Raw genomic sequence first — 23,454 nt, forward strand, 5'->3', positions numbered from 1 at the left:
TCGGCAGGAAACCCGTTGCGGTTCTCCCAAACTCACCGGCTGCGGCACACCCGCGCCACCGAACTGCTCAACGATGGTGTCCCGTTTCACGTGGTGCAGCGCTACCTGGGCCACAAGAGCCCGGAGATGACGGCCCGCTACGCCGCCACCCTGGCCGCCACAGCTGAAGCAGAATTCTTGAAACACAAGAAGATCGGCGCTCACGGCGCCGACATCGCGATCAGCCCCGCCGACATCTATGAAATGACCCAGCTGGCCAAACGCACCGACCGCATCTTGCCCAACGGGGTATGCCTGCTGCCGCCGCTGAAGTCCTGCGACAAAGGCAACGCCTGCCTGTCGTGCGGCCATTTCGCGACCGATGCCACCCATCTGGACGAGCTGCGCGAGCAGCGCGCGGCCACCGCGGCACTACTCGATGCCCGTCGTGCCCAAGTGGCCGCCCGCACCGGCCGCGAGCTGGCCGACTCCAACGTGTGGGTCGCCGAGCGGCTGCGCGAAATCACCTCCTTGGACGCCATCATCACCCGCCTGACCGACCACTCGATCCCGACATCTGTGGCAGTCAGCGGACCGGCGACTGCCACACGGATTCCGTTGCTGCCCATCGCAACCCGTGGCGCTCACGAATCAGCACTCGATCACGCTCAGCGCCGCAGGAGCACCCATGACTGAACCCCAACCGGGCCTGGACGGGCTGCTCCGGCACGCCAAGGCACGTTCCGCCGATGCCCGTGCCCGCATCGACAAAGCGATCCGTGACCTGCGCCGTCAGCATGCACCGATCAACGTCAACGCCGTGGCCCGCGCCGCCGGGGTCACTCGCAAAACCATCTACCGCAACTCTGAGCAGCTGGCCCGTATCCGCGCCCACGACTCCCTTCGCGCATCCACTACACCGGCCTCCGGCGCTGCCGCCGGGGCGATGCCCACGAGCATTGTGGCCGGGCTGCGCCGCGAACTGAGCACCCAGCGCAGCCAACACCGGGCCCAAATCACCGATCTACATGCACAACTCAAGGAGAAGGACGCCGCCCTCGCGGCAGCGCACGGCGAGATCGCACGGCTCACAGCGCAACTGCGCCTCGGCAGTTAGCGCTTCGGCTTGTCGATCTCTGTCCGTACCGTGCGCACATGGCGACCTTGCACGTGCACAAACTAAGCACCGGGCAGAGCGTCTGCATCGTCCATCACCAGGTGCGCAGGTGCGCAGGTGGACCCACACGATTCTCGGCAGCCTGGCGCGCTCTCACAACGATCTACGCAGCCTGCAGCGTGCCGTGGGCGAAAAGATCGTCGCGCATTGGATATCCACTCGTGAGCAGCGAACCCAGTGGGTCCAGTCCGTCCTGCTCAACTAGCCGCTGTGCGCTGACCTGCGGTGCCCGTTTTCGGCCTGCCCGGGCTTGACTCTGGTGTCGTCGCTACGGGGTCTGTTAGGGCATGCAGGTGAGCGTGCCGGTGGCGGCGAGGGCGATGGTGATCAGTGGGCCGGCGGCGATGGTGAGCACGACGGCGGTGAGCATCGTGAAGGTGCGTGCTTGTGTTGGGAATGCTGGTGGGGTCAGGAGTCTTTGGACGCGGCTGAGGACGGCGACGTTGGCGGCACCTAGCGCTGGTGCCGGTGTTGTGTCGGCGAGGTCAAGTAGCCCCGACAGTAGGGCGGTGCGGCCGTGGTGGTGGGCGGCGGCATCGTCGGCGCACATTTCCAGCAACTTGGGTACTTCGATGGCGCCGGCGGTGATGAGTCGTACGAGTGGGAGCGTTGTCGCCAGGGCTCTTAGCGCGGTGACGATTTGGGGGTGATGCCCGGCGAGGTGGGCCCGTTCATGGGCCAGGACAGCTGCTATTTGTTCGGTGTCAAGGGCATTGAGTGCTGCGGTGGTGAGCACGATCGTGGCGGGGCGGCCCGCGACGCAGTAGGCGGCAGGCTCGGTAGCGTCCATGACGACCACGTCGCGTTCGGTGCTGCGGCGCCCGACGATGCGCACGGCCTGCGCGTGTTCATAGGCGGTGTCGCGTAAATGAACAAGCGCCTTGACAAGACGCACGCTGACTGCGCCGACGGTTCCGGCGGCCGAGGCTGCGATGACCAGTATCCCGAGTTGTGCGGCGATACCTGCCTGGCCGGTGGCAACCTCGTGTAGCCGGGCACTGCAGGCGGCCAGCACCACCATCGGGGAATTCCAGTGGCGCACAACATCGATAACGATGAGCACGGCAGCCACCGTCCAACTGGCCAGCACACTTGCGATCGCGCTCACCCACACTGTGACCCCGAGACGGGGAGTATGCCCCGAACGAGTCAGTCTCGACAAAATCGGCGGCCCGAACACCACGACCGCAGTGCTGTAGAGCAGCAGACAGACCGCGACGCTCACGTGGCGCGATTGCGTTTGGCGGGGCGCCTCAACATCGCGCGCAGCCGCTCTGATTCTTGCGGACCGATCTGTTCCAGGAAATGCGTGAGCACCAGATCGGGTTTGCCGCCCGCATCCAGGGCCTGGCTCATCAGCCGGGCGCTGTGCTGTTCGCGGGTAAGAGCGGCCCAATAGCGGTAGGCCTTGCCGTCGCGCTCGCGCTGCAGCCAGCCCTTGGTGTGCAGGTTATCCATCGTCGACATCACCGTGGTGTAGGCGATATCGCGTTCGGCGGCAAGCTCGTCGAACACCTCCCGCACCGTGGTGGTGTCCCCACCGCGGTCCCATACGCGATCCATCACGACCGTTTCGAGCTCACCGAAGCCTCGACTACGCACACCCACCTCCCTTGTCTGACCCGTGCACTGCAACGTCCCCAAAGGCACGTTCTGCACATTGTTACTTTCTACGTACCTACATAGTAGGACGCTGGGCTTTGAGCTGTGCGATCTCGGCACGCAAGGCTTGCAGCTCCTGGGACTGCCCGGTCTCGGTGTCGCCGCGATCGCGCATCATCATCCACATCATCACGCCCATGCCGACCGGGCACGCCAGCACCGCCAGCAGGGGCAGAACATTGGCCATCTCAGCACTTCCTTGCTTGTGCGATTACGCGTGTGGTCCGTCCGGCAGCCGATGCGAGGTCGCTGACTTTGTCGTACCGACTGCCGAACAGGGTGTTTCATTCCGATGGATTGATGGCTGCCGGGCTAAGCCATATCCGCGCAGCACGCGCAGTCGCCGGAGCCTTCGGGGGCCGCCATGTCATCGCAGCAGTCGCCGGCCTTGGACTTCATCTGGGTTTTCATCGTGGCCATCATCGACTTCATGGCCGCCTCATCGCACCACATCAGCGTGGGCATCGCGCCGTCCTGGTAGACCACCATTGCCGGTGCACCGCCGGTGACATCGAAGTACACCTTGCCCGTAGAACTCTGCCCCTCAGCGAGGGTGGCCCCGGAAAGCCCTGCCGGGTTGGCCAGCTGCCACAGCGCCCGGTAGTGCTCTTCAGAGCCGGAAACAGCCGCGAGATTCGGAATGACCGGGGTCACTGTGCCCGAGACTGCATGCACCGATGCTGTTGCTTCCCACAGCTGACCGGCGACCGGGTAACCCGGCGCACCGTCGGTGCTCTTGTGTAACCCGGTGATCGTCCACTCCTGCGTCACGGCGCCGCTGGCATCGCTCAGGCGTTGATGCGACCCCATCTGGTGGGGACAATCCTTCTTGGCCGCATTCGCCAACGGCACACCAACAAGCAACATCAGCAGGGCTGCCGCGCCAGCCACCATGATCATCCGTAATGCACGCACTTACGTACTCCATTCTGTTGCAAGAGAACTCATTTTCAACCGCTAATCAAGCACATCGACAGCGGAAACCACATGGCATGTGATCTACTATCTACGTACCTAGATAGTAGATCATTGTCGCGGGTGCGGCATCCCGCACGACGCAAACGCACGGCCAACGTAGTCCGGACATAGGCGGAAAAGGTGCACAACCAGATAAGGCAGATCGCTGCGGTGCTCGTGGCGGCACTGCTGGCACTGACCGTTCTGCACTGCATGCCGGCGGCCGCCGCCACCACAGCCACCGACCGGTCACAGCCGACGATGATGGTGTCGCGCGCTGATCAGGAGGTTGCGCCCGCCGCCGCAAAGGCTGATTCTGTGATGCACTGCGCGGTGATCGGATCTGTGCTCGCCGCCGGTAGCAACGAGAGCCGACTGTCCTGGCCGGCAATCGGCCCCAGCTGCGTTGTCATGCAGCGGCGCTACATGTTTGACAACGCAGGTGTGCGAGCACCTCCGCACCTGCTGGCGCAGCAGCCGGGAGCAGCCAGTGGGCGATTACTTCTTCATCAGCTCTGTGTGAACCGGCGCTGACGGCGCCTGGGGCGCCCCGCCAGGTGTGGGGGCGCCCAGATGCCCGCCATCAGTCATGCCGCGCCACTGCGGCACCCAACACAGGGAACCCCCATGTCCAACCACTGTTTTTCTCGCAATACCCGCATCGTGACAACCGCCGCACTTGGTGTCGCTGCGCTGGCGATGGCTGCCGCACCGGCGGCCTCCGCTGGGCCTGCAGCGGGCCCGAACGCGCTGGAAGTCATCCTGGCGCTGCAGCGCCAGGGCGATAAGGTCATCATCGATCGCAGCGGGAACAGACCCTTGCAAATGTGCACAGTTACTTCGGTGCGGCAAATAGACGCCCAGTACTGGTGGAGTCGACCCCATGTGTCGAGCCCTAAATCCGCCATACGCCCCAACGCCGTGGGCACACAATTGATCGAGCGCACCATGTACGTGACGATCCGCTGTTGACCTGTGTGCTGCGCGCAATGATGCCGCCTGCACGGTAACCCGGCGAATACGCGGCCCTTGATCGGCGCGTCATCCACCGCTAACGCGTGCTTTATCTGTCCATCTCGGTGGCGAGTTGTCTTACGCGGGCTGCGATGTCGTCGCGGACCAGGCGCATGCGTTCGATGCCGTCGATGCCTCGTTCGGAGGGTTCGTCGGTGTCCCAGTACTCGATCTGGAGGCCGTCGACGGCGTCGAGTTTGGCTTCCCGGCCCAGGACCACTACTCGATCGACGGTGCTGAGCAGGTCCGGGTCGATCGGTTTGGGGTGCTCACCGGTGATGTCCGCTCCGACCTCTAGGAGGGTCTGTGCGGAGAGCTGGTTGATGGCCTCGCCGGGATCGGTGCCCGCCGAGTATGCATCGATCAGGTCACCGGCCTCCTTCTTCATGAGCCCAGCGGCCATCTGGGATTTGCCTCCGTTACGGGCGCACACGAACAGCACCGAGGGCTTGTCAGCAGTCATGGTTGATCGGCTCCTTGAGGTGTAAATGTGTGGAATCGATTGCACATAAACGGGATACAGAGTTTTTGATTTGTTATCGGGCGACCGTGACGCCCAGTTCAGCGAGCAGGTGCCGCACACGGTGTTCGATGTCGTCGCGGATGGGACGGGTCGCATCGGCAGATTGGCCGGCGGGGTCGGGCAGGTTCCAGTTCTCGTAGCGTTTCCCAGGAAAGACCGGGCACGCGTCCCCGCAGCCCATGGTGATGACGACGTCGGCGGCCTGCACGATCTCGTCGGTCCAGGGTTTGGGGTATTCGCCAGTGATATCGATACCAGCTTCGGCCATGACCTCAATGGCGGCGGGGTTGATTTCACGACCCGGCTCACTGCCACCTGACCACGCCACAGCCTGATCGCCGGCCAAGTGAGTGAAGAATCCCAAGGCCATCTGGGAGCGGCCAGCATTATGCGTGCACAGGAACAGCACAGTGGGCTTACCGTCGCTGACCTTGCCTTCCACTCGCGCGAGGGCGTGCAGGCGTTGGCGGGCGAACCGCTCGGACAGCAGCGGCAGGAAGTTGGGAACGGTGGCCCGGCCTGCGAATTGCTCGTAGGACGTGTGCAGGAACCGTTCGATCGTTTCGGTGCCGAAGGTGTCACCAAATTCCGTGTGCAGCCGGGTGGCCGCGGTGCGCAGAGCATGGCGCTGATCGATCGACAAATCCGTGCGCAGAGTATGTGTTACAGGGCTTTCAGTCATGTCCTACTCCGTCACGCTTGTGGTGGAAGGGGCGGGTGAAACCTGCTGGGAGGCTGGGGTGGTGAATCGGTGGCGCAGGGCCAGTGACACGTAGACCAGGGCCACCAGAACGGGGACTTCGATCAGCGGCCCCACCACGCCCGCGAGGGCCTGGCCGGAGGTGGCGCCGTAGGTGGCGATGGCGACCGCGATGGCGAGCTCGAAGTTGTTCCCGGCTGCGGTGAACGCCAGTGTCGTGGTGCGCGCATAGCCCAGGCCCAGGGCTGCACCGAGCAGATAACCGCCGCCCCACATGATCGCGAAGTACGCCAGCAGTGGTAGCGCGATGCGGGCCACGTCCCAGGGCTTGGAGGTGATCTGATCGCCTTGCAGGGCAAAGAGGATCACGATGGTGAACAGCAGCCCGTAGAGCGCCCATGGCCCGATCACCGGCAGGAACTTCGACTCGTACCAGTCGCGGCCCTTGGTGCGTTCGCCGATGCGTCGCGACAGGTATCCGGCCAGCAGCGGAATGCCCAGGAAGATCAGTACGGACTTGGCGATCTGCCACGGGGAGGTGCTGATCTCGGTTTGAGGCAGGTGCAGCCAGCCGGGCAGCACCGACAGGTAGAACCAGCCCAGCACTGCGAACATAAAGACCTGGAACACCGAATTGAGGGCCACCAGCACGGCGGCTGCCTCACGGTCCCCGCAGGCCAGGTCGTTCCAGATGATCACCATGGCAATACATCTGGCCAGCCCGACGATGATCAGGCCGGTGCGGTATTCGGGAAGATCGGGTAGCAGCAGCCATGCCAGGGCGAACATCAGCGCCGGGCCTAGCACCCAGTTCAGCACTAGGGAGCCGATCAGTAGCTTGCGGTCGCCGGTGACGGTGTCGAGGCGGTCGTAGCGGACCTTGGCCAGTACCGGGTACATCATGATCAACAGCCCGATCGCGATCGGCAGCGAAATCCCGTCGACCTGAACCTTTTCCAAGGCGGTGTTCAGGCCAGGGACGCCCCGGCCGAGCAGCAGCCCAGCAGCCATCGCGACACCGATCCACACCGGCAAGAACCGGTCCAGCGTCGAGAGTTTCCCGGCGGCCGCAGGCGGGATCGGGGTGGTTGCCTGGCTCATCGAGTCGCGCAGCACGAGGGCGTCGCCTCGGCAGTCTGGGCGGCGTGAGCGGCATCATCGGTGTCGGTGGCCTCGGCATGATCACAGGCGCAGGCATCACCTTGACCGAGCAGTTCCGGAGTGGTCCCGAAGGTCTCCGAATCGGCTAGAACCGTGTAGATCTCCCACTTCTCGGCGTCAGGGGCGGTGACCCACACCTTGTCCTGGGTGGCGAAACAGCACGTCGTGCCGATCTCCTCCTCGGTGAACATCCCGGCATCAGTCAGGCGGGCGATCTCCGAATGCACCTGCTCGCTCGACTCAACCTGCACCCCGAGATGGTTGATGGTGCCGCCATGGCCAGGGTTCTCCAGTAGCACTAACTTCAGCGGCGGTTCCTCGATCGCGAAGTTCGCATAGCCCGGTTTCCGCTTGGCTGGCTCGGCACCAAAGAGCTTGGAATAGAACTGGATTGCCTCATCAAGATCATCAACATTGAGGGCAAGTTGGATACGGGACACGTGTGCCACCTCCACAACTAATGAGATATTCATCGAACTAGCCGGACAGTCGCAAGTATGCCACCTCTTTGACATATGTCAATGCAGCGGGGAGGATGCGTTGTATGCCCAAAGCGCTCCCTGTTGTGGACACCACTAGCCCGGTGTGTTGTGCACCGGTGGCCGCTGGTCCCATGTCCGATATGCAGGCGTTGGAGGTGGCGCTGCGACTTAAGGCACTGGCTGATCCGGTGCGGGTGAAGATCATGTCGCAGCTGTTCAGCGCCCCTGACGGCGAGATCATCAGCGGGGATCTCGCCATTGAGATGGGGCTGACCGAATCGACGGTCAGCCACCATATGAATCAGCTGCGCAAGGCGGGGTTGGTGGAGTCAGATCGCCGCGGCATGAACGTCTTTCATCGTCCGGTACCCGATGCGCTGACGGCGCTGTGCACGGTACTGGACCCCACCTGCTGCCGGTAGTCGCGGCCGCGACGGCTGGTTAGCGATTCTCATCGGATTTCGGGCATCGGATTTCGGGCAACGTCGCGGCCTGCTCCGCCCGCCGGTGTCAGTGGTTCTGGGGTGAATGTTGTGGGGTGCCGGTCAGAGCCGAGGTTGTCTGGGTGGCTGTTGGTGTGGTGAGTGGTTTGGTGCGGGCGGCGCGGACACCGTTGGCGATGACCACTATTTCGGCGAGTTCGTGGATGGCGACGACGGCTGCTAGACCGAGGAGCCCGGTGAGGGCCAGTGGGATGAGCACGCTGATCAGGGCCAGGGACAGGCCGATGTTTTGCAGCATGATGGATCGGGCGCGGCGGGCGTGACGGAATGCTTGGGTGAGGTGGCGCAGGTCTTCTCCCATGAGGGCAACGTCGGCGGTTTCGATGGCCACGTCGGTGCCCATGGCGCCCATCGCGATACCGAGGTCGGCGGTGGCCAGAGCGGGAGCGTCGTTAACGCCGTCGCCGACCATTGCGGTCGGGTTGTGTTGGCGCAGTTGACTGATCAGGTGGGCTTTGTCTTCGGGGCGCAGGTCAGCGTGCACGGTGTCGATACCGGCCTGGCGGGCCAACGCGGCCGCGGTCGCGGCGTTGTCGCCGGTGAGCATGAGGACCTGGTAGCCGTCGCGACGCAGCCTCTGGACCACTTCGCGGGCTTCGGGGCGCAGTTCGTCGCGTACGGCGATCGCCCCGATCAGGGCGCGGTCCTCTTCGATGAGGACCGCTGTTGCGCCGCCGGCTTGCATGGCGGCCACCTGGGCGGCCAGCGGGCCGGGGTCGAGCCAGCCGGGGCGCCCCAACCGCAGGCTGCGGCCGCCCAGGTCGCCGGTGAGCCCGGCGCCGGTGACAGCTTGAACGTTGTCGGCCGGTACCACGGTGTCGGCGGCGGCCAGGATCGCGGCAGCCAGCGGGTGTTCGCTGCGGGCTTCCAAAGCTGCTGCAGCGGACAGGACTTGGGCGGCGGTGGCGGCGCCGACGGTGGCGACCTCGATGACGACGGGCCGGCCCGCGGTCAGGGTGCCGGTCTTGTCCAGGGCCACGGTGCGCACCGCGCCGAGGGCTTCTAGGGCGGCGCCGCCCTTGACCAGGACCCCGAGTTTGGAGGCGGCACCGATCGCGGCGACCACGGTGACCGGCACGGAGATCGCCAGCGCGCATGGGGATGCGGCCACCAGCACCACCAGGGCCCGTTCGATCCACACCAGCGGATCCCCGAAGATGCTGCCCACGACGGCGATCGCGGCGCCGGCGATCATGATGGCCGGTACCAGGGGTTGGGCGATCCGGTCGGCCAGTCGCTGGCTGGCGCCCTTGCGGGATTGTTCGGCCTCCACGATCGCCACGATGCGGGCCAACGAGTTGTTCGCGGCGGTACTGGTGACCTCGATATGCAGTACTCCGGTGCCGTTGATCGACCCGGCGAACACCTCAGCGCCCGGGCCCGCCTCCACGGGCACCGATTCGCCGGTGATCGTCGAGGTGTCCAGGGCAGTGCGCCCCTGCCGGATCACACCGTCAGTGGCCAGGCGTTCCCCCGGACGCACCACCATCATGTCGCCGACCTGCAGATCCGTTGGGGCGATGATGGTTTCGGTGCCGCCCCGGATGACGGTGGCCTCATCGGGCACCAACGACAACAAGGCCCGCAGGCCACGGCGGGTCCGCGCCAGCGAGTACTCCTCCAGGCCCTCACTGATGGAGAACAAAAACGCCAGCATCGCGGCCTCGCCGACCTCACCGAGAAGCACCGCACCGACCGCGGCGATCGTCATCAAGGTGCCCACACCGATCTTGCCCTTGAGTAGACGACGCAGTGTGGACGGCACGAACGTGTAGGCACCGATCGCCAAAGCCAGCCCGTACAACCCTATTTCGACCGGGCGCGGCCCCCCGGACCAGCCGGTGATATAGCCAGCCGCCAGCACCACGCCCGCGACCGCGGCCGCACGCAGCTCCGTGATCTCCCAAAGCCTTTCGGGTTCGCGCTCGGACTCGCCGCCGGGGCGGTCCTCATCAGAGCCGCAGCCACACGCATCGCTCACCGGGCCACCTTCTTCTTCACGTCACCGGGGTGGCCGTAGTTCGGGCACAACGCCACCGCGCTGCCCGTGGCGGCCAGCAACGCTTCGGCGGCAGTAAAGACCGCCAGCACCTCGGGGCGCGCCAGCCGGTACACCGAGGAACGGCCCTGCGGCCGGTAATCGACCAGACCGCAATCACGCAGACAGCCCAGATGCGCCGACACCGTCGACTGCGCCAAACCCAACTCGGCGGTCAGATCCACCACCCGGGCCTCACCGGCAGCCAATCGTTGCAAGATCGCCAGCCGCGTCCCATCCGAAAGGCTATGGAACAACGCCGTCGCCGCCTCCACATCGACCACCTGCCGGGTTCCGCCCGAAGGCCCTATCATCGCCATGTGCCGATGATAGCGTCAAATACAGTTGTTTGGTCAAGTCGAGGCGGCGGACGGTTCAGCACCGCCGGACCCGTTACGCGTCACCGGTATCCATCACTACACACGAAGGGCCCCCGAGCATGGCACGTAGCTGGACCCGCAGCCGACTGAAGATCTTTATTGCCGGGCCGCTGTTGGAGGCGGGCGACCGGTTCATTCCCGGCCATCCGCACAACCGTCTGGCCCAGCTGGTCGCCGACCACCACCGGCGCGTGCGTCGTCAACTCACGATTCGTTTGGCTGAAACGGAGCCCGGCGAAGCCATCAACCAACTCTCCGCTTGAAGGGAGCGTCGACATCACAGGCGAACTCCAAGCGGCAGGATGGTGAGTCGCCACAAGCTCGATGGGGTGTACACGCTCCATCGAGACCGCTAGCCGCACAACATATCTGCGCGCTTGCTCACCCTACGTCCATGGGAACACCCCTACAGATAACACCGTTACCCACCAGAAAACGCCGGTTCACTGCCCATGTAGGAAACAGTCGGAAACACCCCAATTACCCCTACAGATAACACGGCTGGCGCAGGGTAAGACGGCCGCTGACTACCGTTTCTTGGGGAAGTGGGCATCGGTCCTTGAATTCGGTGGCCAGCTGGTGTTCGAAACAGACCGCGGCCTGCGGCCACTCCCCTAGCTCGATGCGCCTGGGCGTTCGTTCCGCAGGTGCTCTTCGAGCTGGTTGACCCCGCGTAGGACGTATGTGGAGTTGGCGATGTCGGCGTCGGCGGTGAGGTGGCGCGCATACCGCTGCAGAATCTCTGGATACGGGGCGATCAGGTCCGGATCGTCCAGACTGACCGAGGTATCAGCGCCGAGGAAGCCGTCTTGCGTGCTACTCAGTTGGCCGAGAAGTGCTTGGCCGCCGATGATTTCACGGATACGGAAGAGGCTAGAGTTGCCGCCTTCGAGGTACTCGGACTTGAGCTGTACAAGGTCGCCGACCTGGAATCGCTGTGTCACCGCGTACCGGCCTCTCGGGTGTCTACTCGTTCCTGAATCATCATCCACTCCCTATCGACAGCTTGGTGACCGCCCGTGCAGCTCTAACCATCGACCGCGTCCGCGTACGACTTGAGGCCCTGCTGAGGCCAGATCCCGTAGTAGGCGCGCACAGCAGCTGTGGCGTTGCGGAATGCGTCCCCGTCAACGCGGCATTGCTCAGGTGACGGCCATCCGGAACCGAAGGTGATGGAATTTGGTGAAATTCCGAGAATTTCCAGCGGAAGGGCCTCACGCGAGCCGTTTGGTGAGCACACCTCGATCCGGTAGTAGCCTCGGCCGTCCCCGTCCTCACGACGACCGTGGGCGTCGAAGATTGGGCTTCCGTAGTGCCGCTCCAGGGAGTACACGATGATCCGCTCGCCCGTGTCAGGGTTTTCAAATTCGGCGGCATCGGTGTCTAGGGAATCCGCTCGAACCAGCCGCGGCAGCGGGATCGCGTGGGACTCAACGACGGTCCCGCTGCGCACAGTGCGCGCGTGGATCCAGCCCGTGCCGGCTTCGCCTATCTGTCCGTACACGTCGTCGATCAGCTTGCTGAACCTTACGAACTCACCGCTGGGTAGATCGCCATACAGCGCTGGCCAGGTCGCCATCTTTACCAGGTCGTTGATCTTGTTGCGGGACTCCCCGATGAGGTCCGCGATGGCCTTGTTGGTGAGCCCTTGCTCACGCAGGCCGAGCGCGATCGTGGCCCTGACGAGCGCCGCGATCTTAGCGGTCTCCTCTAGACGTCGATTGGCCTCGTTGAGCACGGTGCGGGCTTCGTCGAGCATCGTTGAGCGCCGATCAGCAAGGTTCTCCACGCCAACCATGATACGCACGAAGCAATGCGCTGCACAAGCAAATGCACGGCATTAGAGTGTGCACCGCTTGTAGATCTAGGCGGTGAAGTTGGTCTCCGGCGCTAGATCTGACGGCAGGCTCCAGCGCGCGGATAAGGTCTCCGGGATGGGCGTGCCGGTGATCAAAGCCCGCACGAGGTCGCTCAGCTCGTCCTTGAAGAGGCTGAGCTGTTCGCGTAGTTGTCGGCCGCCGATCATTTTGGCCTGCTTGGTCTTAAAGACCTTCCGGCGAACAAAGCTGAGTGCGAATTTGGTTTCGCTCCACAATTCACCTGTTAAGACCGATGGGGCGGCCTGACTCAGGTCGATGAGGGCGTTGCGTTCCTCTGTGCCGAGGTAGGTACTCCCAGTGATCGGCTTGGGCCACGGCTCGAGCTGAGCGAGGTGCTCGGCGAAGTCGAGGATTCGGGCTCCGTACGGGCCGAACTCGGCGCCTGCGGGTAGGCGTTCCTCGATCCGGATGCGGCGGGTGTGGATGCTGTGAGGCAGGCGCCAGGTGCGGATGACGTCGATGGGGGTCACTCGCCACACAGTCCATGGGAAGAACCCCCTGGCGTACGGCTCGTCGGTGATACCGCGCGGCTGCTGGTAGAGCCGGAAGCCTTGGAAGTTGCGCGAGTAGTGCACCTCTCCCGCCGAGCGCAGCCTCGTGAACGGCTGCCAGAAGCCGAAGAACTCCCCCTTCTCGGTGGTTCCGAGATACCAGGATCGGCTAGCGATAGTCTCAGCGTCTTCGGGGCTAACTTCGATGCGGGCCATACCCGATTGTGACACCCAAGTGAGACATCCGACAGCACATGCGCCAGGAGTGCGGCGCTCCCCTCGCTACCCCTACCAGGCTCCCTTCCAGTCACTGCAGAGCACGTTTCCTGGAGGCCCCATCGCTGGTGCGAGTGTCGTGAGACGGGCTCAATCAGCACACGAAGTGAGGTGTCGTTCGCGCCGGTGCGGCCAAGCTACTTCCGAGACATGTCGATCACCGTTGAAAATTCAGCGAAGAAACATGTAATTCGTTGCAGCGGAGCCTATTTGAGTCGGTTGAATAGCACTGTCGGCCGTCTGGTTGGGGTGGTTTACCGCGGTAAACCACCCCAACCACTCCCCTATTTGCATGCTTTCCGAAGCTCGCTGGCAAGCGTTTTGACGCGGTCTTTCCCGAGATGTTCACGCAGCGCCACGGCCAGGGCCGCGGGCTCGGTATCGAACTTCTTCAAGGCTCTCGTGACCGCGCGGGTCTGATTCGTGCCTGACTCATCCGATGGAGATGGGGTGGATTCAGGCTGTTGTGCGCCGTCACTGGCGCCACTCCCCTTCCCCGCTGCTCCATTCTCCGTGGCCGCCCGCCAGCGTGCGATCTGCTCTTCTTTGGGAAGCCGGGCGAGGGATCTGGCTTCGCGCACTGCCAGCTCGCGTCGGCGCACACTCGCTTGCAGCTCGGGTGCCAAACCAAGAAGTGAACGACGCTGCGAAATCCAGCCCTTGCTCTTATGGAGCAGCCGGGCGGCGTCGTCGGCGCTACCCACCTTCTCGACGAGCTGCTGGACCGCCTTCGCCTCCTCAATGACATCGAAGTCGTCGCGGTCGACGTTCTCGGAAATGATCGATGACAACAGCGTTCCGTGATCGACGGCCAGGTCGTCGCGCACAACGATGTCCAGTTCTGGACGGCCGTACTTATGTGCGGCGGCCAGCCGCCGATTCCCGATGACCACCACCCAGCGGGCGCTGATCTGAACCTCCGGGTACAGCTTCTCGTAGGCGGCCCGGGTCACCACCACGACAGGCTGCAACTGACGCTCGGCGATCGAGGCCAGATCCTCCAGGTCCCCGATGTCGTCACGCGGATTCTTCGGGTTTCCCACAAGTTCACGCAGTGGGGCTGAGCGCGATCCCGAGACATGGTTGACGACGTTTTCGCCGTCAACCGGTGAGTCTTTCCCTACAGGCAGGTCGCCGAACGACGGTCGTACTCCACCTCGTGCCATTACTTTTCTCCTGCCAAATCGAGCTCGTCGACAAATCGGTAGAAGTCGTCGGCCGCCTTCAAGGGCGGTGCGACGAGCTTCTCGAGGTCTCTGCGGACCTTCTTATCCCGTGTAGCCCACAACTTCGGCCGCAGATCCTCGTACGTCTGCAGCTGAGCGGGGGTCACAAAATCCTTGTATTGGGGGACCAATGCACGATGTGCGGGCGCGTTGGTATGAACCTGGTACTGCCGCAGCACGGTTTCAGCTACCGGCCAACCGTGCTTTTCGCCGAACTCGAGAGTTTCGTTCAGCCAGTAGTCGCCGCCGCGCGGATCAAAGTTGTTGATAACGACGGTGTGCTTCTTACCTCGCGGCGCAATGAGTTTCCTGATCGTGCGTTCGGTCGGGTCGAAGCACAATGGCTCGGGCAGGCACGGCAGGATCACCTCATCGGTGACGTCAAGCACTGCGCGCATCACATGCGCCCAATAGCCGTCTCCGAGACCGTCACCATCGCCGTCTGGATCCAGCTCGTGCCAGCCGGGAGTGTCCACAAACACGTGCGAGATACCAGCCTGGGCGAGGTTGTTAAGTCCGCGGAGCATGTCGAGCGAGTCGTCATGGGCCTGGATCAGATGGAAGGGGAGGTTGTCGTCGCCGATAATTTTGGCCCACCAAGTTGCTGATCCTTGAGGGTCAACGGACACGACCGCGACAGGGGAGAGGGCATCTTCATCGAGGCCCTCGGAGCATCTCTCGGCGACCACAGCGGCCGTATTCATCGTGACCGTACTCTTGCCGGGGCCACCCTTCTGATTGAGGAGTGTGACGACCTTTGTCTTATTCATAGGAAGCCTTCTGTGCTTCGGTCGCCATCTGCGACCTACTTCGGAACAGGCATCAAAAGAGTAAGCCCGGCGGCGCCAAAACTCACCATGACACGCACGGTGTCGGAGCATATTCACGTCAGGTTTACCGCGGTAAACCGGTCGGGCAATGATGTGAAGTGCAGGGGCGGGAGACCGGTGCGGGATGGGGCGAGCCGCACAGAAATAGGCCCTACCTGCATATATGTATTGATTCGGTACCGGTTTACCGCGGTAAACCGGTACTGCTGGAGATGGAAGTGGGCTTCCTAGGCTGTGGCCGTGACCTCAGGGAAGCGCTTGGGATCGTGATGGAACTGCGACGGTCTGGGTGTCGTTTGAGGCGTCTTGCTCAAGCTGCTCGGGGGGTGGCCAAGGATGGCGATTGCCCCTCTTTGCGCGGCGGCGTCGGGGTCGAACCTTGGTGCGTTGATCGGCAGCGGGCGAGGGAGAGTGAGACTGGCGAACAGGGGTGGCGCCGGCGGAATGCTCTTCAAAATGAAGAGGCGGCGCACGACTGATGGATAGGACAGTGGGGGCGACCGTGGGCCTTGGCTGCCGGGTCGGGTTGGGGGGTCCCGAGGCGGCTGCGGGAATGGGTCCCTCGGGGCTGATCCGGATGGCTCTGGTTCGGTGGCGCGGTACTTGCCTACGCCAAGGCGTATGGAGTGTCTGGGTGCGGAGCTGGTTCCCGTCACGGCGCCGCCGTGACGCGGCACTCGTTGAACCTTCGTCAGAACTCCAGGCGGAGGCGGGGTGCTGACCGATTTAGGGGCGGCCGGGGGTGGATGGGGCGGGGCGAGATTCGCCGCCCCGAGGCGCCTATACGGACCGCATCGCGCTGAGTTTGGGAGTGCCAGGGTCTGGCGGCGCCGCGACGACGGCACACCTGAGGGGTACCGGATCTGCGTGGCGCAGGACTCCTGGGTGAACTGTTCGAACGGGGGAGGGCTTTCACATGGGTACCCGCCGGGGTCAAAGGCGGCGATGTCCAGCAAACGGGCGGGCAGCGCAGGTGAGACTGACCGAGTTGAGAGGGGCGTGCGCCAGAAAGACGCAAAGTGGCCGCTGATCTGCGGATTTACCGCCCGAGAAGGTGCCCTCTGTGGAGCACTTCTTGTTTTGTGCCCCTGATCGCGGCGTAGTGCGTCGCGAGGGTCGTTCAGCTGCTGCATCCCTCGGATTGCCTGTTAGGCCGTCAGCGACGCCGCCAGGGCATAATGGCTGGTAGATGAGGGTATAGCTGGTTCTCAAGAAGGTGCGGGCCGCTAATGCCCGGCGCGGGGGAGGCGTGTGAGTCAGCTCAGCGCGTCGTAGGAGGCTTCTGCGGCCAGGGCCTGGGCAAGAAGGTCGATCGCGGCGGTCCAGAGCGCGTGGGGATTACGGCGATAGAACACCCGGCCGTCACCGTCCACGCGGCTGAGAAGGCCGACGGCGACGAGGTCGCGTACAGCGTCCTGGATCGAGCTCTGCGCGGCGAAACGGAGCTGCACTTGCAGCTCAGTCGGGTTCACCAGGCCCTCGCTCTGGGCGATGGCAGCCATCACCGCCAACCGGTTCTTCTGGCCGAACACAGTCTTAGAGAGCTTCTGCACACTCTCCGATTGCGCGTACGACACGCTGACATGCTATTACACGATTCCCGTTACGCGTTTCGCGTTACTGATATCCTGTAACGGAAAACGCGTAATAGCTGGTAGGGCTATTGTGGCTGACAGGAGACGGGAGCAGTGATGGCGACACCGACCACTGAACGGCCCAAGCGCAACTGGCGCCACCGAGAGAGCCGGCAGAAGGATAAAGCGCTGATCAAGCGCGTCAGTCCAGCCGATCACACGCTCGTGAGCTGGTATATGAAGCAGATCAACGGCAGTGTGTCCGAGAAGCTGGATCCCGCCGTCCAAGCGTTGATCGCCGAGGCCCGCGAGCACCTGTTGGCCCGTCAGCAGGCCGGGGATCCGGACGCGGCCAACATCGCACAGGTGCTGGCCGAGAGCGCTTAAGCCATCACCCCGCTGGCTCGGCGACGAGCGTGGTGGGCTGGTCAGCGGGTTGTTGTGGCGGCCAGGGTAGTGCCGGGGTTGGTGAGGGCCTTGATGATGGCGGCGACCGCACGCCCGATGTCGGCAATGCCGTCGGTGCTTCCGGTCTGGTGGACGACGTAGGCGACCAGTAAGTAGAAGCCGCAGACCGTCAGGACGATGATGGTGACGACAGCAGTGGTGGTGCTCATTGATGATTTCCGTTCGGACGAGTTGGCCGGGGCCCGCGGTGCGGGCTGCGCGGGGGCTTGTGGAGGGGCTCCCTCTTTTTCTGGCTGCGTCTTGCGGGATTTACAGGGTGGGGTTGGCTTCGGCCGGCGGCGGCGGTGTCGTTTGTGCATGGGGCGGGACGGTAAGGGGAGGGCGTGCAATCGGTCGGGCGGGGCGCGGGCACGGGCGTGCACTGCTAGGCATGGGTGACTGCCAGGACGCGGGCGCCCAGGTGTTGGCCGAGCAGTTGTAGTGCGGCCTGCTCGCGTTCTGCGGCGTAGGCGGCCTCACGTTCGAGGCCGACGAGGTCGGTGTCGGCTTCGTCGAGTGGGGGAGGGCCGTCGGCCATGACGGAGCTGAGCCAGGCTTTCTCGATGAGTGGGTCGCCGGTCGGGTTGCCTTGACGTGGGTGAATGTCGGCGTGCTCGGGCGCCTGGTGGTGTGTACCTGCAATGACTTGTTGCCGGTGCTCTAGCCAGGCGTGCCAGACTGCGCGTTCGGCGCGGTAGATCGCCACGCGGTCAGTGAGCTCGTCGTCGGTGTGGTGATCGTGGGCGATGTCGTCCAAGGTGCGCGGGCCGACTGCGATGTGGCCCGGGCCGGTGCGCACCAGGAGGCCGGCGGCCGCCAGGGACGTGACAGCTGCGTCTCCGGTGCTGGTCGATACCTTGGCGGCGGCGTAGACGTCGGCGGCCGCGGTGAGGCCGAAGTAGGCCACCAGCTCATAGACCCGGCGACGATGCTGCCCGAGTACCGCCCATGCGGTGTGTACGGGTTCGACGCGGACCCGCTCGGCGTGAACTGGATCGCTGTCGATCACATTCTGCATGGTCAGCGCGTAGTAGTCGGCGTCCTTTTCCTGGTAGCGGCGGGTGAGCACGATCGGGGACCCGTCAAGTTCCCGCACCTCCGCGAGGGCCTTCCACACGGCGGTGTCGCTGAGCAGGCCGGTGCCTAGCGACAAATGGCGCCCGCCCACTCCGACCACCGGAGTGCCGTTGATGACCTCTCCGTCCAGCACAGCATGAGCAGCAAGGCTCTGGAACACCGCATGGAGGGTGTGTCGGTGCCGTTTTCCCGCGTACTCACGGTCAGCCCATGCGATAGCGTTAGCGAGCCAGGCTCTGTGTTGCTGTGGCCCTAAATATCCGTAATGTCCCCCCTGAGTGTTCTTTTTCTTGTGCCGCTGGCGTCGGTTTAAAAGATGGTTCGCGGTGAGCCAGTCCAGGGCGTTCTGGAAATCACGTGCAAGTAGTCGTTCGTAGCGGCGGTGGCGGCCGTTGGGGTCTATCCGATAGGCCACGCCGAGCCCGTCGTGCCAGGGGCCCCCTGGGGCTATCTGCGCGGCGATGGTGGCCAGTGAGTGGCCGCGCCAGATCGCCGCGGTGATGACGGATTGGCGGGCATGCGAGCGGGTGCGCCAGGGCCGGTCGGGCGGAAAATCGCCGTTGAGCGCGAATGCTTGCACGGCAGCCGGGTAAGGCTCGTAGGTCACGTACTGGGCTGCCAGGGTGAGGTCTTCGTCCTGGCCGATCGTGAAGTCGGCGGCTGTGCCTTCTACATGCATGGTGGCTGCGGCCGCCAGCTGTGCTGGGCTGGGTTTGATCGCGCCGAGCAGCACGTAGAGGCGGGGCAGCAGTGCTGGGTCTGAGCGGGTGGCGACGGCCTCGATGGCGGTCTCCAGTGGTCCGTCGAGCTCGCGGTAGCCGCCGTCTTTGCAGGGGGATCCGGGGACCGTCAAGCAGCCTTCGGAGGGGTTGGTGATCGGTGTGATGTCCAAGGTCCGCAGCCGCGCGCCGAGCAGACGCACAATGTGGTTGATCTCTTCGAAGGAGGCGGTGGTGCCATGTGCCAGCAGCGCCCAGATGTGGCGGCCGCCGTTGGTGGGGTTGTGGTCGCCGATGACGGCGCCACCACACTGCTCAAGCCAATCACGGGCCGTCGCTGCGTCGGCGGCCACTTGCTCGCGGTTGGCGAGTTTGGTGTCGAAGTCAAGGCCAATGAGCGTGGTGCGTCCGTTGGTGTAGATGTACGGGGCGGCCGGGCGCGTAGGCAGGGTGCCGGTCAGTTTGGCGGTGCTGCTGAACTTTCCGGTGTCGGGCTTCCAGACCCGCATTTGGGTACGGCCCGGTGCGGAGAGCTGGTGGGCCAAGGCCTTCCAGGTTGCCGCCGCGATCTGCACCGGCGACGTGTGAAGGGACGCGGGCATGGTCTATGCCGTCCTGGCCAGCGGCGTGGGCGCCGCGGTGAGGGGCTGCAGGTGACCGAAATGATCGAGAAGAACCCAGCGGTGCTGGCGCCAGAAGACTGGAGCACCGGGGGAGGGATGCTCGACAGTGGTGATGTATCCCAGCTGCAGGGCTGTGTGCAGGTCGGTGTGTTCGATCAGATCGGCGCAGTTTCCGCAGGCGGCGAGGGCCTCGGCGGGGCTATCAGCTGCTGCGCCAGGCCCGAGGTCGTATCGGCGAGCGAAGATGAGCTGCTGACGAAACAGGCAGGCTGGCGCCATGATTTCGCAATGTCCGCTGGCCCTGGCCGCGACCAGGGCCGCTGCGGCGGCGGTGACGTTCAGGACCGGCAGCACCGACACTAAGGCCGCAGGTGCTGGTGCTGTGCGTGACGGTAGCCGCGGCGGCGCCGGCCGGGGATGTAGCAGATGGCATTTGGCAGCGAAATCATTGTCGATCCACACCCCGGCCCACATTCCGTGCTGGGGCTGATCATCGAGAGTTTGAGTGCGGCACAAGGTAAGTCGAGGGCACGACAAGCACAGACGGCGGGTGGCTGCCTGCTGCTCGGGATCGAGCCAGCGAGCAGGATCGCGGGCACACAACCCGGATTGCTCGAAACTGTTGCGGCTCAAGAGAGTGTCCTCTATCCTGAAACCAGCTTGAGAGCTTGGTTCCTTAGGGAGTCCCGAATCGAAGTTCCCGCTTCGATTCACAGAATTACCCCGCTTCGGCGGGGTTTTCTGCTATCAAGGGACAGGTCAGGTATTTAGATGTGCCTGTCGATGGTGTGGATGTGCCTCCTGGGATTAGTGTTGTGGGGAGTCTGACACGCCGTGCGGCGGTAATACCGACACGACACGCTGGTCAATCGGCAGATTTTCGACGGAGATCATTTCCTGGCCTCCTCGCAGGTGCGGCAGAAGGTTTCGATGCGGTCCCGATGGTTTTGGCAGCCTCGGCCTCTGGCGCCGATGCGCCGGTCTCGGGAGATGTGTCTGGCAGATAGGTGTCCGCCGCAGTCGGAGCAGGTTGTTCCGTCCCGTTTGATCGCGGCGGTGCGCGCGAAGTACCAGTCGTGGTCGGCCATCCATTGGCGCCGGCATGCGTCGCTGCAGACATCGACGCGGTGATGTTTGGTGTCGGCCCCACACATTCCGCACGTGCCGGGTGTCTTGAGGTGGGGGACTAGCAGGCAGCCTTTGATGGTGCCGGTGCTGAGCCGGAAGTGCGTCTCGAAGACTGCCATGTTCACTGCCCGCTTTCTCGTGAGATCTGTTGATGGACGCAAGTATTCGAGGTGGGTACCTCGGGGGTTCCTACGGCGCTGGACCGGCTCCGGGTTCAGTCAGACCCATCGTGACCGGCCATGCTTCCGCTACTCAGGGCACAGCATCCAGCCTGTTGCGGGCAGGCTGGGATCTACTGGGTGGCGGCGAGTTTGACGCCGAGGAACCCCCGAGGTGTTCAGGGTGGTCTGGTGTTTCGTTACCCCGCACGGCGCTGCCTCCATGTGGGGGACAGGATGTGCAGGACGCGCATGGCGCGGCGAGAACGCAACCGGCACAGGCATGTTGCGCCGTCTCGGTGGTGCCCGCCGGTTGGGCAGGCAAGGCGCGAGAACAGGTCCGCGACCAGCTGCTGGTCGTAGCGTTCACGCTGGGATTTGATCGGCCCGGCACTGTCGCGGGTCAGAAGTTCGTCGAGCTCGCGGACTACCTGAGCGATGTCGCGGCGAGCGTGTTCGGCGCTGGACATGATCCCGGGGCCTATGCCGGGATGGCGAACAGGGCGAGCGGATCGCCCACCACGATGCGGTCGGGTTGGCGTTTGGTCTTGGCCACGGCCCGCGGTGCGGGCACGGGAATCGTGGTGACCTTGGCCGACTCTGCGGGCGGCGTAAGCGTGATGAGTTCGATCTGCTCGGCAGTGGCCGCCACCGCGGGCTTCTTCTTGGCGCGCGACTTGCGAGGCTTTCGCGGCTTGGGCGTCTTAGGTGTTGCCTCCGGGTCGGGCTTTTCGCCGCGACGGCGGTGCTTGAACCCAATCGGAGGTTCGCCGGTGCCGGAGAGAACCTTGTAGGCGTCCACGAGACGGTCATAGGTGCTGTTCATGGCCTCATCGAATGTGCTGGGGAAAACTTCCCCCGCCCAGATGCCCTGTGTGGCCATGTCTTGTCCCTTGTCTGGAACCAGGGCGTCAACTATGCACTCCAGGCGCCGGCTGCACACCGACCGGCACAGCATCTTGGCCTGTTGCCGCTCCGCAGCGGTGTACTGCTCAGGCACGATAAAAACGTCCGGGTCGTAATCCTCGTCCTGGCGCTTGCACGGCTGGACGTAGTGATCGCCGCGGTTGTTGCGTAACTCGCGACTGGGGTTCATCAGCTCGCGCATTTCGGGTGTTCCTTCCGCCAGGGGAAACATGCTGCTAGTGGCAAGAGTAAACATTTTCTGCTCCGCTTTGCAACGGTTTGTGACGGTTTTCTGAGTCGGTGCAGGTCAGAGGGGGTAGACGGTATAGTGCTTTTTGTGGTGGCGGCGCAGCGGGTGGTGGCGGCGCAACGCATCGGGAAAGCAATCCTGGCGCGTCGCGCCGAGAAGGGGCTTTCTCAGCGTGACCTGGCGCAACAAGCGAGCATCCGGCAGGGAACGCTCGGGTCGATCGAGCGAGGCGAGACGTATCCACAGCCACGAACTCGGGTGCGGATTGAGTCGGTTTTGGAATGGAGTCTTGGCACGCTCGAGGGGATCGGGGAGACAGGCGAGTTGCCCGTATCTGAGGCTGCGCCTGCGGGCGGAACCCCCGATGGTCTGCTCGGAATGACCCGCGTTGTTATCGATACCTCGCGCCAGGCAGCCTCAACGTTGCCTGATCCACATGTGGATCCACCGGTCTATCTGGCGATGGCAATGAACGTGGTGCGCACGCTCAGCCACGCCGGGGCGCTCTTGACCAAGGGTGTGCGCTCATCTGAGATGGGCGAGGCGATGAAGCTCGTTGCTGAGATCAACAAAACCAAAGACGCGGTGATGGCCTCGATCGCCGCATCGCCAGCGGCGATGGTCGGGCATCGGCTGTATGCGTGGAGGCGCGACAGCGGGGTAGATCTGCAAACCGTCTCGGGGATGACGGGGTTGGCGGCCGAGCGGCTGGGGGAGCTGGAGAATGCACAGCCGCCAACCGATAATGAGACGAGAATTCTGACGAAAATCGTTGGGGAATAACGGGTATGGATTGTAGGGGGAAGTCGTTGTGGGGGAGTGGTTAGAGGGCGTAGGCTTCGCCGCCGCTGGGGTAGCCGCCGCCGCTGGTGGCCACGTGGACGTGGTCCATGTGGTTGGCGGTGGCGCCGCCCCGGTTTTCCATGAGCGATGGCGCGCGGCCGGGGATGTGCATGGTTTGACGCCAGATGGCGTGGTCGAGCCCGAATTTCTGCTGGTTTGCCATCACGAAGTTGAGCACCCGCTGCCCGAGCGCCACACCCTGCGGGGAGGTGGGGTTGGGGATCATGACGTCGATCGCCAGGCCGTCGGGGTGCCAGTGCAGCGAGTCCGCGCGGAACCCACCGATGGATTTGATTTCCGGGAATGCGGCGCTGATCGCGCGGGCGGCCAGGATTGTCTTGCGTTGCAGTTTGTATTCGTTGGCGGCGCCCTGCGGCAGGTTGCGGCCGGATACGTCGGCGCCTGTTCCGGCGTCCACGGTTGCGTTGCCCGACGGTTGGAAGGCGCTGG

The 23,454-nt window shown here is 64.0% G+C and carries 30 protein-coding genes and 1 pseudogene; 9 read left to right on the plus strand and 22 right to left on the minus strand.

What is annotated here, in order from left to right; all coding sequences use genetic code 11:
• From B4383_RS24620 to B4383_RS26830, 3 genes are all read left to right on the plus strand, one after another.
• On the plus strand, nt 1–675 hold a 675-nt coding region (locus B4383_RS24620), incomplete at its 5' end, for a tyrosine-type recombinase/integrase (protein WP_176138502.1).
• Nucleotides 668–1,096: a hypothetical protein gene (locus B4383_RS24625; RefSeq protein WP_078321100.1), complete on the plus strand. Its 429-nt coding sequence runs from the start codon at nt 668–670 to the stop codon at nt 1,094–1,096. The genes B4383_RS24620 and B4383_RS24625, both read left to right, overlap by 8 nt.
• Before the next feature lie 109 nt (nt 1,097–1,205).
• Nucleotides 1,206–1,361, plus strand: a complete 156-nt coding sequence (locus B4383_RS26830; RefSeq protein WP_176138501.1) for a hypothetical protein — start codon at nt 1,206–1,208, stop codon at nt 1,359–1,361.
• A gap of 75 nt (nt 1,362–1,436) precedes the next feature.
• Here the strand turns inward: B4383_RS26830 and B4383_RS24630 are convergent, their stop codons facing one another.
• The 4 genes from B4383_RS24630 to B4383_RS24640 all read right to left on the minus strand — a co-directional run bounded on the left by B4383_RS24630 (nt 1,437) and on the right by B4383_RS24640 (nt 3,718).
• Nucleotides 1,437–2,381 (minus strand): M56 family metallopeptidase, encoded by a 945-nt coding sequence (locus B4383_RS24630; RefSeq protein WP_078294652.1) that lies wholly within the window; start codon nt 2,379–2,381, stop codon nt 1,437–1,439.
• Nucleotides 2,378–2,758 carry a BlaI/MecI/CopY family transcriptional regulator gene (locus B4383_RS24635; protein ID WP_078294657.1) on the minus strand — a complete coding sequence of 127 codons (381 nt, stop codon included), beginning with the start codon at nt 2,756–2,758 and terminating at the stop codon, nt 2,378–2,380. Before B4383_RS24635 ends, B4383_RS24630 begins: the two co-directional genes overlap by 4 nt.
• A 76-nt stretch (nt 2,759–2,834) precedes the next feature.
• Entirely contained in the window at nt 2,835–3,005 is a 171-nt protein-coding gene (locus B4383_RS26835; protein ID WP_176138442.1) for a hypothetical protein, read from the minus strand.
• A gap of 125 nt (nt 3,006–3,130) precedes the next feature.
• Nucleotides 3,131–3,718 carry an MPT63 family protein gene (locus B4383_RS24640; RefSeq protein ID WP_078294653.1) on the minus strand — a complete coding sequence of 196 codons (588 nt, stop codon included), beginning with the start codon at nt 3,716–3,718 and terminating at the stop codon, nt 3,131–3,133.
• A gap of 198 nt (nt 3,719–3,916) precedes the next feature.
• Here B4383_RS24640 and B4383_RS24645 point away from each other — a divergent pair, with 198 nt between their 5' ends.
• Nucleotides 3,917–4,309, plus strand: a complete 393-nt coding sequence (locus B4383_RS24645; RefSeq protein WP_286150780.1) for a hypothetical protein — start codon at nt 3,917–3,919, stop codon at nt 4,307–4,309.
• Between the two features lie 93 nt (nt 4,310–4,402).
• A complete protein-coding gene (locus tag B4383_RS24650; RefSeq protein WP_078294654.1) occupies nt 4,403–4,747 on the plus strand; it encodes a hypothetical protein in 345 nt (114 codons plus the stop codon).
• 91 nt (nt 4,748–4,838) lie between these two features.
• Here the strand turns inward: B4383_RS24650 and B4383_RS24655 are convergent, their stop codons facing one another.
• From B4383_RS24655 to B4383_RS24670, 4 genes and pseudogenes are all read right to left on the minus strand, one after another.
• On the minus strand, nt 4,839–5,252 hold the full coding sequence (locus B4383_RS24655) for a low molecular weight phosphatase family protein (protein ID WP_078294655.1): 414 nt from the start codon (nt 5,250–5,252) through the stop codon (nt 4,839–4,841).
• Between the two features lie 73 nt (nt 5,253–5,325).
• Entirely contained in the window at nt 5,326–5,754 is a 429-nt protein-coding gene (locus tag B4383_RS24660; RefSeq protein WP_353615638.1) for an arsenate reductase ArsC, read from the minus strand.
• 15 nt (nt 5,755–5,769) lie between these two features.
• Nucleotides 5,770–7,113: pseudogene (gene arsB / locus B4383_RS24665) on the minus strand (ACR3 family arsenite efflux transporter); the annotation flags it as partial.
• Nucleotides 7,110–7,613 (minus strand): ArsI/CadI family heavy metal resistance metalloenzyme, encoded by a 504-nt coding sequence (locus B4383_RS24670; RefSeq protein ID WP_078294660.1) that lies wholly within the window; start codon nt 7,611–7,613, stop codon nt 7,110–7,112. The pseudogene arsB and the gene B4383_RS24670, both read right to left, overlap by 4 nt.
• 104 nt (nt 7,614–7,717) lie before the next feature.
• Between B4383_RS24670 and B4383_RS24675 the strand changes: the two genes are divergently transcribed.
• The gene (locus tag B4383_RS24675; RefSeq protein WP_078321101.1) at nt 7,718–8,077 is read left to right on the plus strand and encodes an Rv2640c family ArsR-like transcriptional regulator; all 360 of its coding nucleotides are present in this window, start codon (nt 7,718–7,720) and stop codon (nt 8,075–8,077) included.
• An 88-nt stretch (nt 8,078–8,165) separates the two neighbouring features.
• Here B4383_RS24675 and B4383_RS24680 read toward each other — a convergent pair whose 3' ends face one another.
• Nucleotides 8,166–10,139 (minus strand): heavy metal translocating P-type ATPase, encoded by a 1,974-nt coding sequence (locus B4383_RS24680; RefSeq protein ID WP_078321102.1) that lies wholly within the window; start codon nt 10,137–10,139, stop codon nt 8,166–8,168.
• Nucleotides 10,136–10,516 carry a metalloregulator ArsR/SmtB family transcription factor gene (locus tag B4383_RS24685; RefSeq protein WP_078294590.1) on the minus strand — a complete coding sequence of 127 codons (381 nt, stop codon included), beginning with the start codon at nt 10,514–10,516 and terminating at the stop codon, nt 10,136–10,138. Before B4383_RS24685 ends, B4383_RS24680 begins: the two co-directional genes overlap by 4 nt.
• Before the next feature lie 119 nt (nt 10,517–10,635).
• Between B4383_RS24685 and B4383_RS24690 the strand changes: the two genes are divergently transcribed.
• Complete coding sequence (locus tag B4383_RS24690; RefSeq protein ID WP_078294591.1) at nt 10,636–10,839, plus strand: hypothetical protein; 204 nt, start codon at nt 10,636–10,638, stop codon at nt 10,837–10,839.
• 351 nt (nt 10,840–11,190) lie between these two features.
• On the opposite strand, the gene B4383_RS24695 is transcribed toward B4383_RS24690, so the two are convergent.
• The 6 genes from B4383_RS24695 to B4383_RS24720 form a co-directional block, all read right to left on the minus strand.
• A complete protein-coding gene (locus B4383_RS24695; RefSeq protein WP_078294592.1) occupies nt 11,191–11,520 on the minus strand; it encodes a hypothetical protein in 330 nt (109 codons plus the stop codon).
• Nucleotides 11,521–11,603: 83 nt separating this feature from the next.
• Nucleotides 11,604–12,365, minus strand: a complete 762-nt coding sequence (locus B4383_RS24700; RefSeq protein ID WP_139361039.1) for a hypothetical protein — start codon at nt 12,363–12,365, stop codon at nt 11,604–11,606.
• A gap of 75 nt (nt 12,366–12,440) precedes the next feature.
• A complete protein-coding gene (locus B4383_RS24705) occupies nt 12,441–13,163 on the minus strand; it encodes a hypothetical protein (protein ID WP_078294594.1) in 723 nt (240 codons plus the stop codon).
• Between the two features lie 344 nt (nt 13,164–13,507).
• Nucleotides 13,508–14,389 (minus strand): ParB N-terminal domain-containing protein, encoded by an 882-nt coding sequence (locus B4383_RS24710; RefSeq protein WP_078294595.1) that lies wholly within the window; start codon nt 14,387–14,389, stop codon nt 13,508–13,510.
• A complete protein-coding gene (locus B4383_RS24715) occupies nt 14,389–15,219 on the minus strand; it encodes a ParA family protein (protein WP_078294596.1) in 831 nt (276 codons plus the stop codon). The genes B4383_RS24710 and B4383_RS24715 overlap by 1 nt, the downstream gene beginning before the upstream one ends.
• 1,316 nt (nt 15,220–16,535) lie before the next feature.
• A complete protein-coding gene (locus B4383_RS24720) occupies nt 16,536–16,856 on the minus strand; it encodes a MarR family transcriptional regulator (protein ID WP_176138437.1) in 321 nt (106 codons plus the stop codon).
• Nucleotides 16,857–16,970: 114 nt separating this feature from the next.
• Between B4383_RS24720 and B4383_RS24725 the strand changes: the two genes are divergently transcribed.
• Nucleotides 16,971–17,240 (plus strand): hypothetical protein, encoded by a 270-nt coding sequence (locus B4383_RS24725; protein WP_078294597.1) that lies wholly within the window; start codon nt 16,971–16,973, stop codon nt 17,238–17,240.
• Nucleotides 17,241–17,281: 41 nt separating this feature from the next.
• On the opposite strand, the gene B4383_RS24730 is transcribed toward B4383_RS24725, so the two are convergent.
• The 5 genes from B4383_RS24730 to B4383_RS24750 all read right to left on the minus strand — a co-directional run bounded on the left by B4383_RS24730 (nt 17,282) and on the right by B4383_RS24750 (nt 22,113).
• The gene (locus tag B4383_RS24730; protein WP_078294598.1) at nt 17,282–17,470 is read right to left on the minus strand and encodes a hypothetical protein; all 189 of its coding nucleotides are present in this window, start codon (nt 17,468–17,470) and stop codon (nt 17,282–17,284) included.
• Nucleotides 17,471–17,685: 215 nt separating this feature from the next.
• Nucleotides 17,686–19,698, minus strand: coding sequence for a hypothetical protein (locus B4383_RS24735; protein WP_286150774.1), 2,013 nt, complete (start codon nt 19,696–19,698; stop codon nt 17,686–17,688).
• Nucleotides 19,699–19,701: 3 nt separating this feature from the next.
• Nucleotides 19,702–20,352 (minus strand): WhiB family transcriptional regulator, encoded by a 651-nt coding sequence (locus tag B4383_RS24740; RefSeq protein WP_176138438.1) that lies wholly within the window; start codon nt 20,350–20,352, stop codon nt 19,702–19,704.
• Nucleotides 20,353–21,205: 853 nt separating this feature from the next.
• The gene (locus B4383_RS24745; protein WP_078294600.1) at nt 21,206–21,475 is read right to left on the minus strand and encodes a hypothetical protein; all 270 of its coding nucleotides are present in this window, start codon (nt 21,473–21,475) and stop codon (nt 21,206–21,208) included.
• 11 nt (nt 21,476–21,486) lie between these two features.
• Nucleotides 21,487–22,113 carry a hypothetical protein gene (locus B4383_RS24750; RefSeq protein WP_139361040.1) on the minus strand — a complete coding sequence of 209 codons (627 nt, stop codon included), beginning with the start codon at nt 22,111–22,113 and terminating at the stop codon, nt 21,487–21,489.
• 135 nt (nt 22,114–22,248) lie between these two features.
• Between B4383_RS24750 and B4383_RS24755 the strand changes: the two genes are divergently transcribed.
• Nucleotides 22,249–22,944: a helix-turn-helix transcriptional regulator gene (locus tag B4383_RS24755; RefSeq protein ID WP_176138439.1), complete on the plus strand. Its 696-nt coding sequence runs from the start codon at nt 22,249–22,251 to the stop codon at nt 22,942–22,944.
• Between the two features lie 40 nt (nt 22,945–22,984).
• Here the strand turns inward: B4383_RS24755 and B4383_RS24760 are convergent.
• Nucleotides 22,985–23,454 (minus strand): hypothetical protein (locus tag B4383_RS24760; protein ID WP_176138440.1); only part of this gene is annotated, 470 nt, incomplete at its 5' end.

The sequence above is a fragment of the Mycobacterium sp. D16R24 genome (assembly GCF_002013385.1).
In the GTDB taxonomy this organism is placed as follows: domain Bacteria; phylum Actinomycetota; class Actinomycetes; order Mycobacteriales; family Mycobacteriaceae; genus Mycobacterium.

What these genes read in the sequence shown, in the direction of transcription:
- B4383_RS24625 (WP_078321100.1), top strand. Translation starts at nt 668, where the DNA reads ATGACTGAACCCCAACCGGGCCTGGACGGGCTGCTCCGGCACGCCAAG.
- B4383_RS26835 (WP_176138442.1), bottom strand. Translation starts at nt 3,005, where the DNA reads ATGGCCAATGTTCTGCCCCTGCTGGCGGTGCTGGCGTGCCCGGTCGGC.
- B4383_RS24640 (WP_078294653.1), bottom strand. Translation starts at nt 3,718, where the DNA reads ATGATCATGGTGGCTGGCGCGGCAGCCCTGCTGATGTTGCTTGTTGGT.
- B4383_RS24650 (WP_078294654.1), top strand. Translation starts at nt 4,403, where the DNA reads ATGTCCAACCACTGTTTTTCTCGCAATACCCGCATCGTGACAACCGCC.
- B4383_RS24655 (WP_078294655.1), bottom strand. Translation starts at nt 5,252, where the DNA reads ATGACTGCTGACAAGCCCTCGGTGCTGTTCGTGTGCGCCCGTAACGGA.
- B4383_RS24675 (WP_078321101.1), top strand. Translation starts at nt 7,718, where the DNA reads ATGCCCAAAGCGCTCCCTGTTGTGGACACCACTAGCCCGGTGTGTTGT.
- B4383_RS24685 (WP_078294590.1), bottom strand. Translation starts at nt 10,516, where the DNA reads ATGGCGATGATAGGGCCTTCGGGCGGAACCCGGCAGGTGGTCGATGTG.
- B4383_RS24690 (WP_078294591.1), top strand. Translation starts at nt 10,636, where the DNA reads ATGGCACGTAGCTGGACCCGCAGCCGACTGAAGATCTTTATTGCCGGG.
- B4383_RS24705 (WP_078294594.1), bottom strand. Translation starts at nt 13,163, where the DNA reads ATGGCCCGCATCGAAGTTAGCCCCGAAGACGCTGAGACTATCGCTAGC.
- B4383_RS24710 (WP_078294595.1), bottom strand. Translation starts at nt 14,389, where the DNA reads ATGGCACGAGGTGGAGTACGACCGTCGTTCGGCGACCTGCCTGTAGGG.
- B4383_RS24715 (WP_078294596.1), bottom strand. Translation starts at nt 15,219, where the DNA reads ATGAATAAGACAAAGGTCGTCACACTCCTCAATCAGAAGGGTGGCCCC.
- B4383_RS24725 (WP_078294597.1), top strand. Translation starts at nt 16,971, where the DNA reads ATGGCGACACCGACCACTGAACGGCCCAAGCGCAACTGGCGCCACCGA.
- B4383_RS24730 (WP_078294598.1), bottom strand. Translation starts at nt 17,470, where the DNA reads ATGAGCACCACCACTGCTGTCGTCACCATCATCGTCCTGACGGTCTGC.
- B4383_RS24735 (WP_286150774.1), bottom strand. Translation starts at nt 19,698, where the DNA reads ATGCCCGCGTCCCTTCACACGTCGCCGGTGCAGATCGCGGCGGCAACC.
- B4383_RS24745 (WP_078294600.1), bottom strand. Translation starts at nt 21,475, where the DNA reads ATGTCCAGCGCCGAACACGCTCGCCGCGACATCGCTCAGGTAGTCCGC.
- B4383_RS24750 (WP_139361040.1), bottom strand. Translation starts at nt 22,113, where the DNA reads ATGCGCGAGCTGATGAACCCCAGTCGCGAGTTACGCAACAACCGCGGC.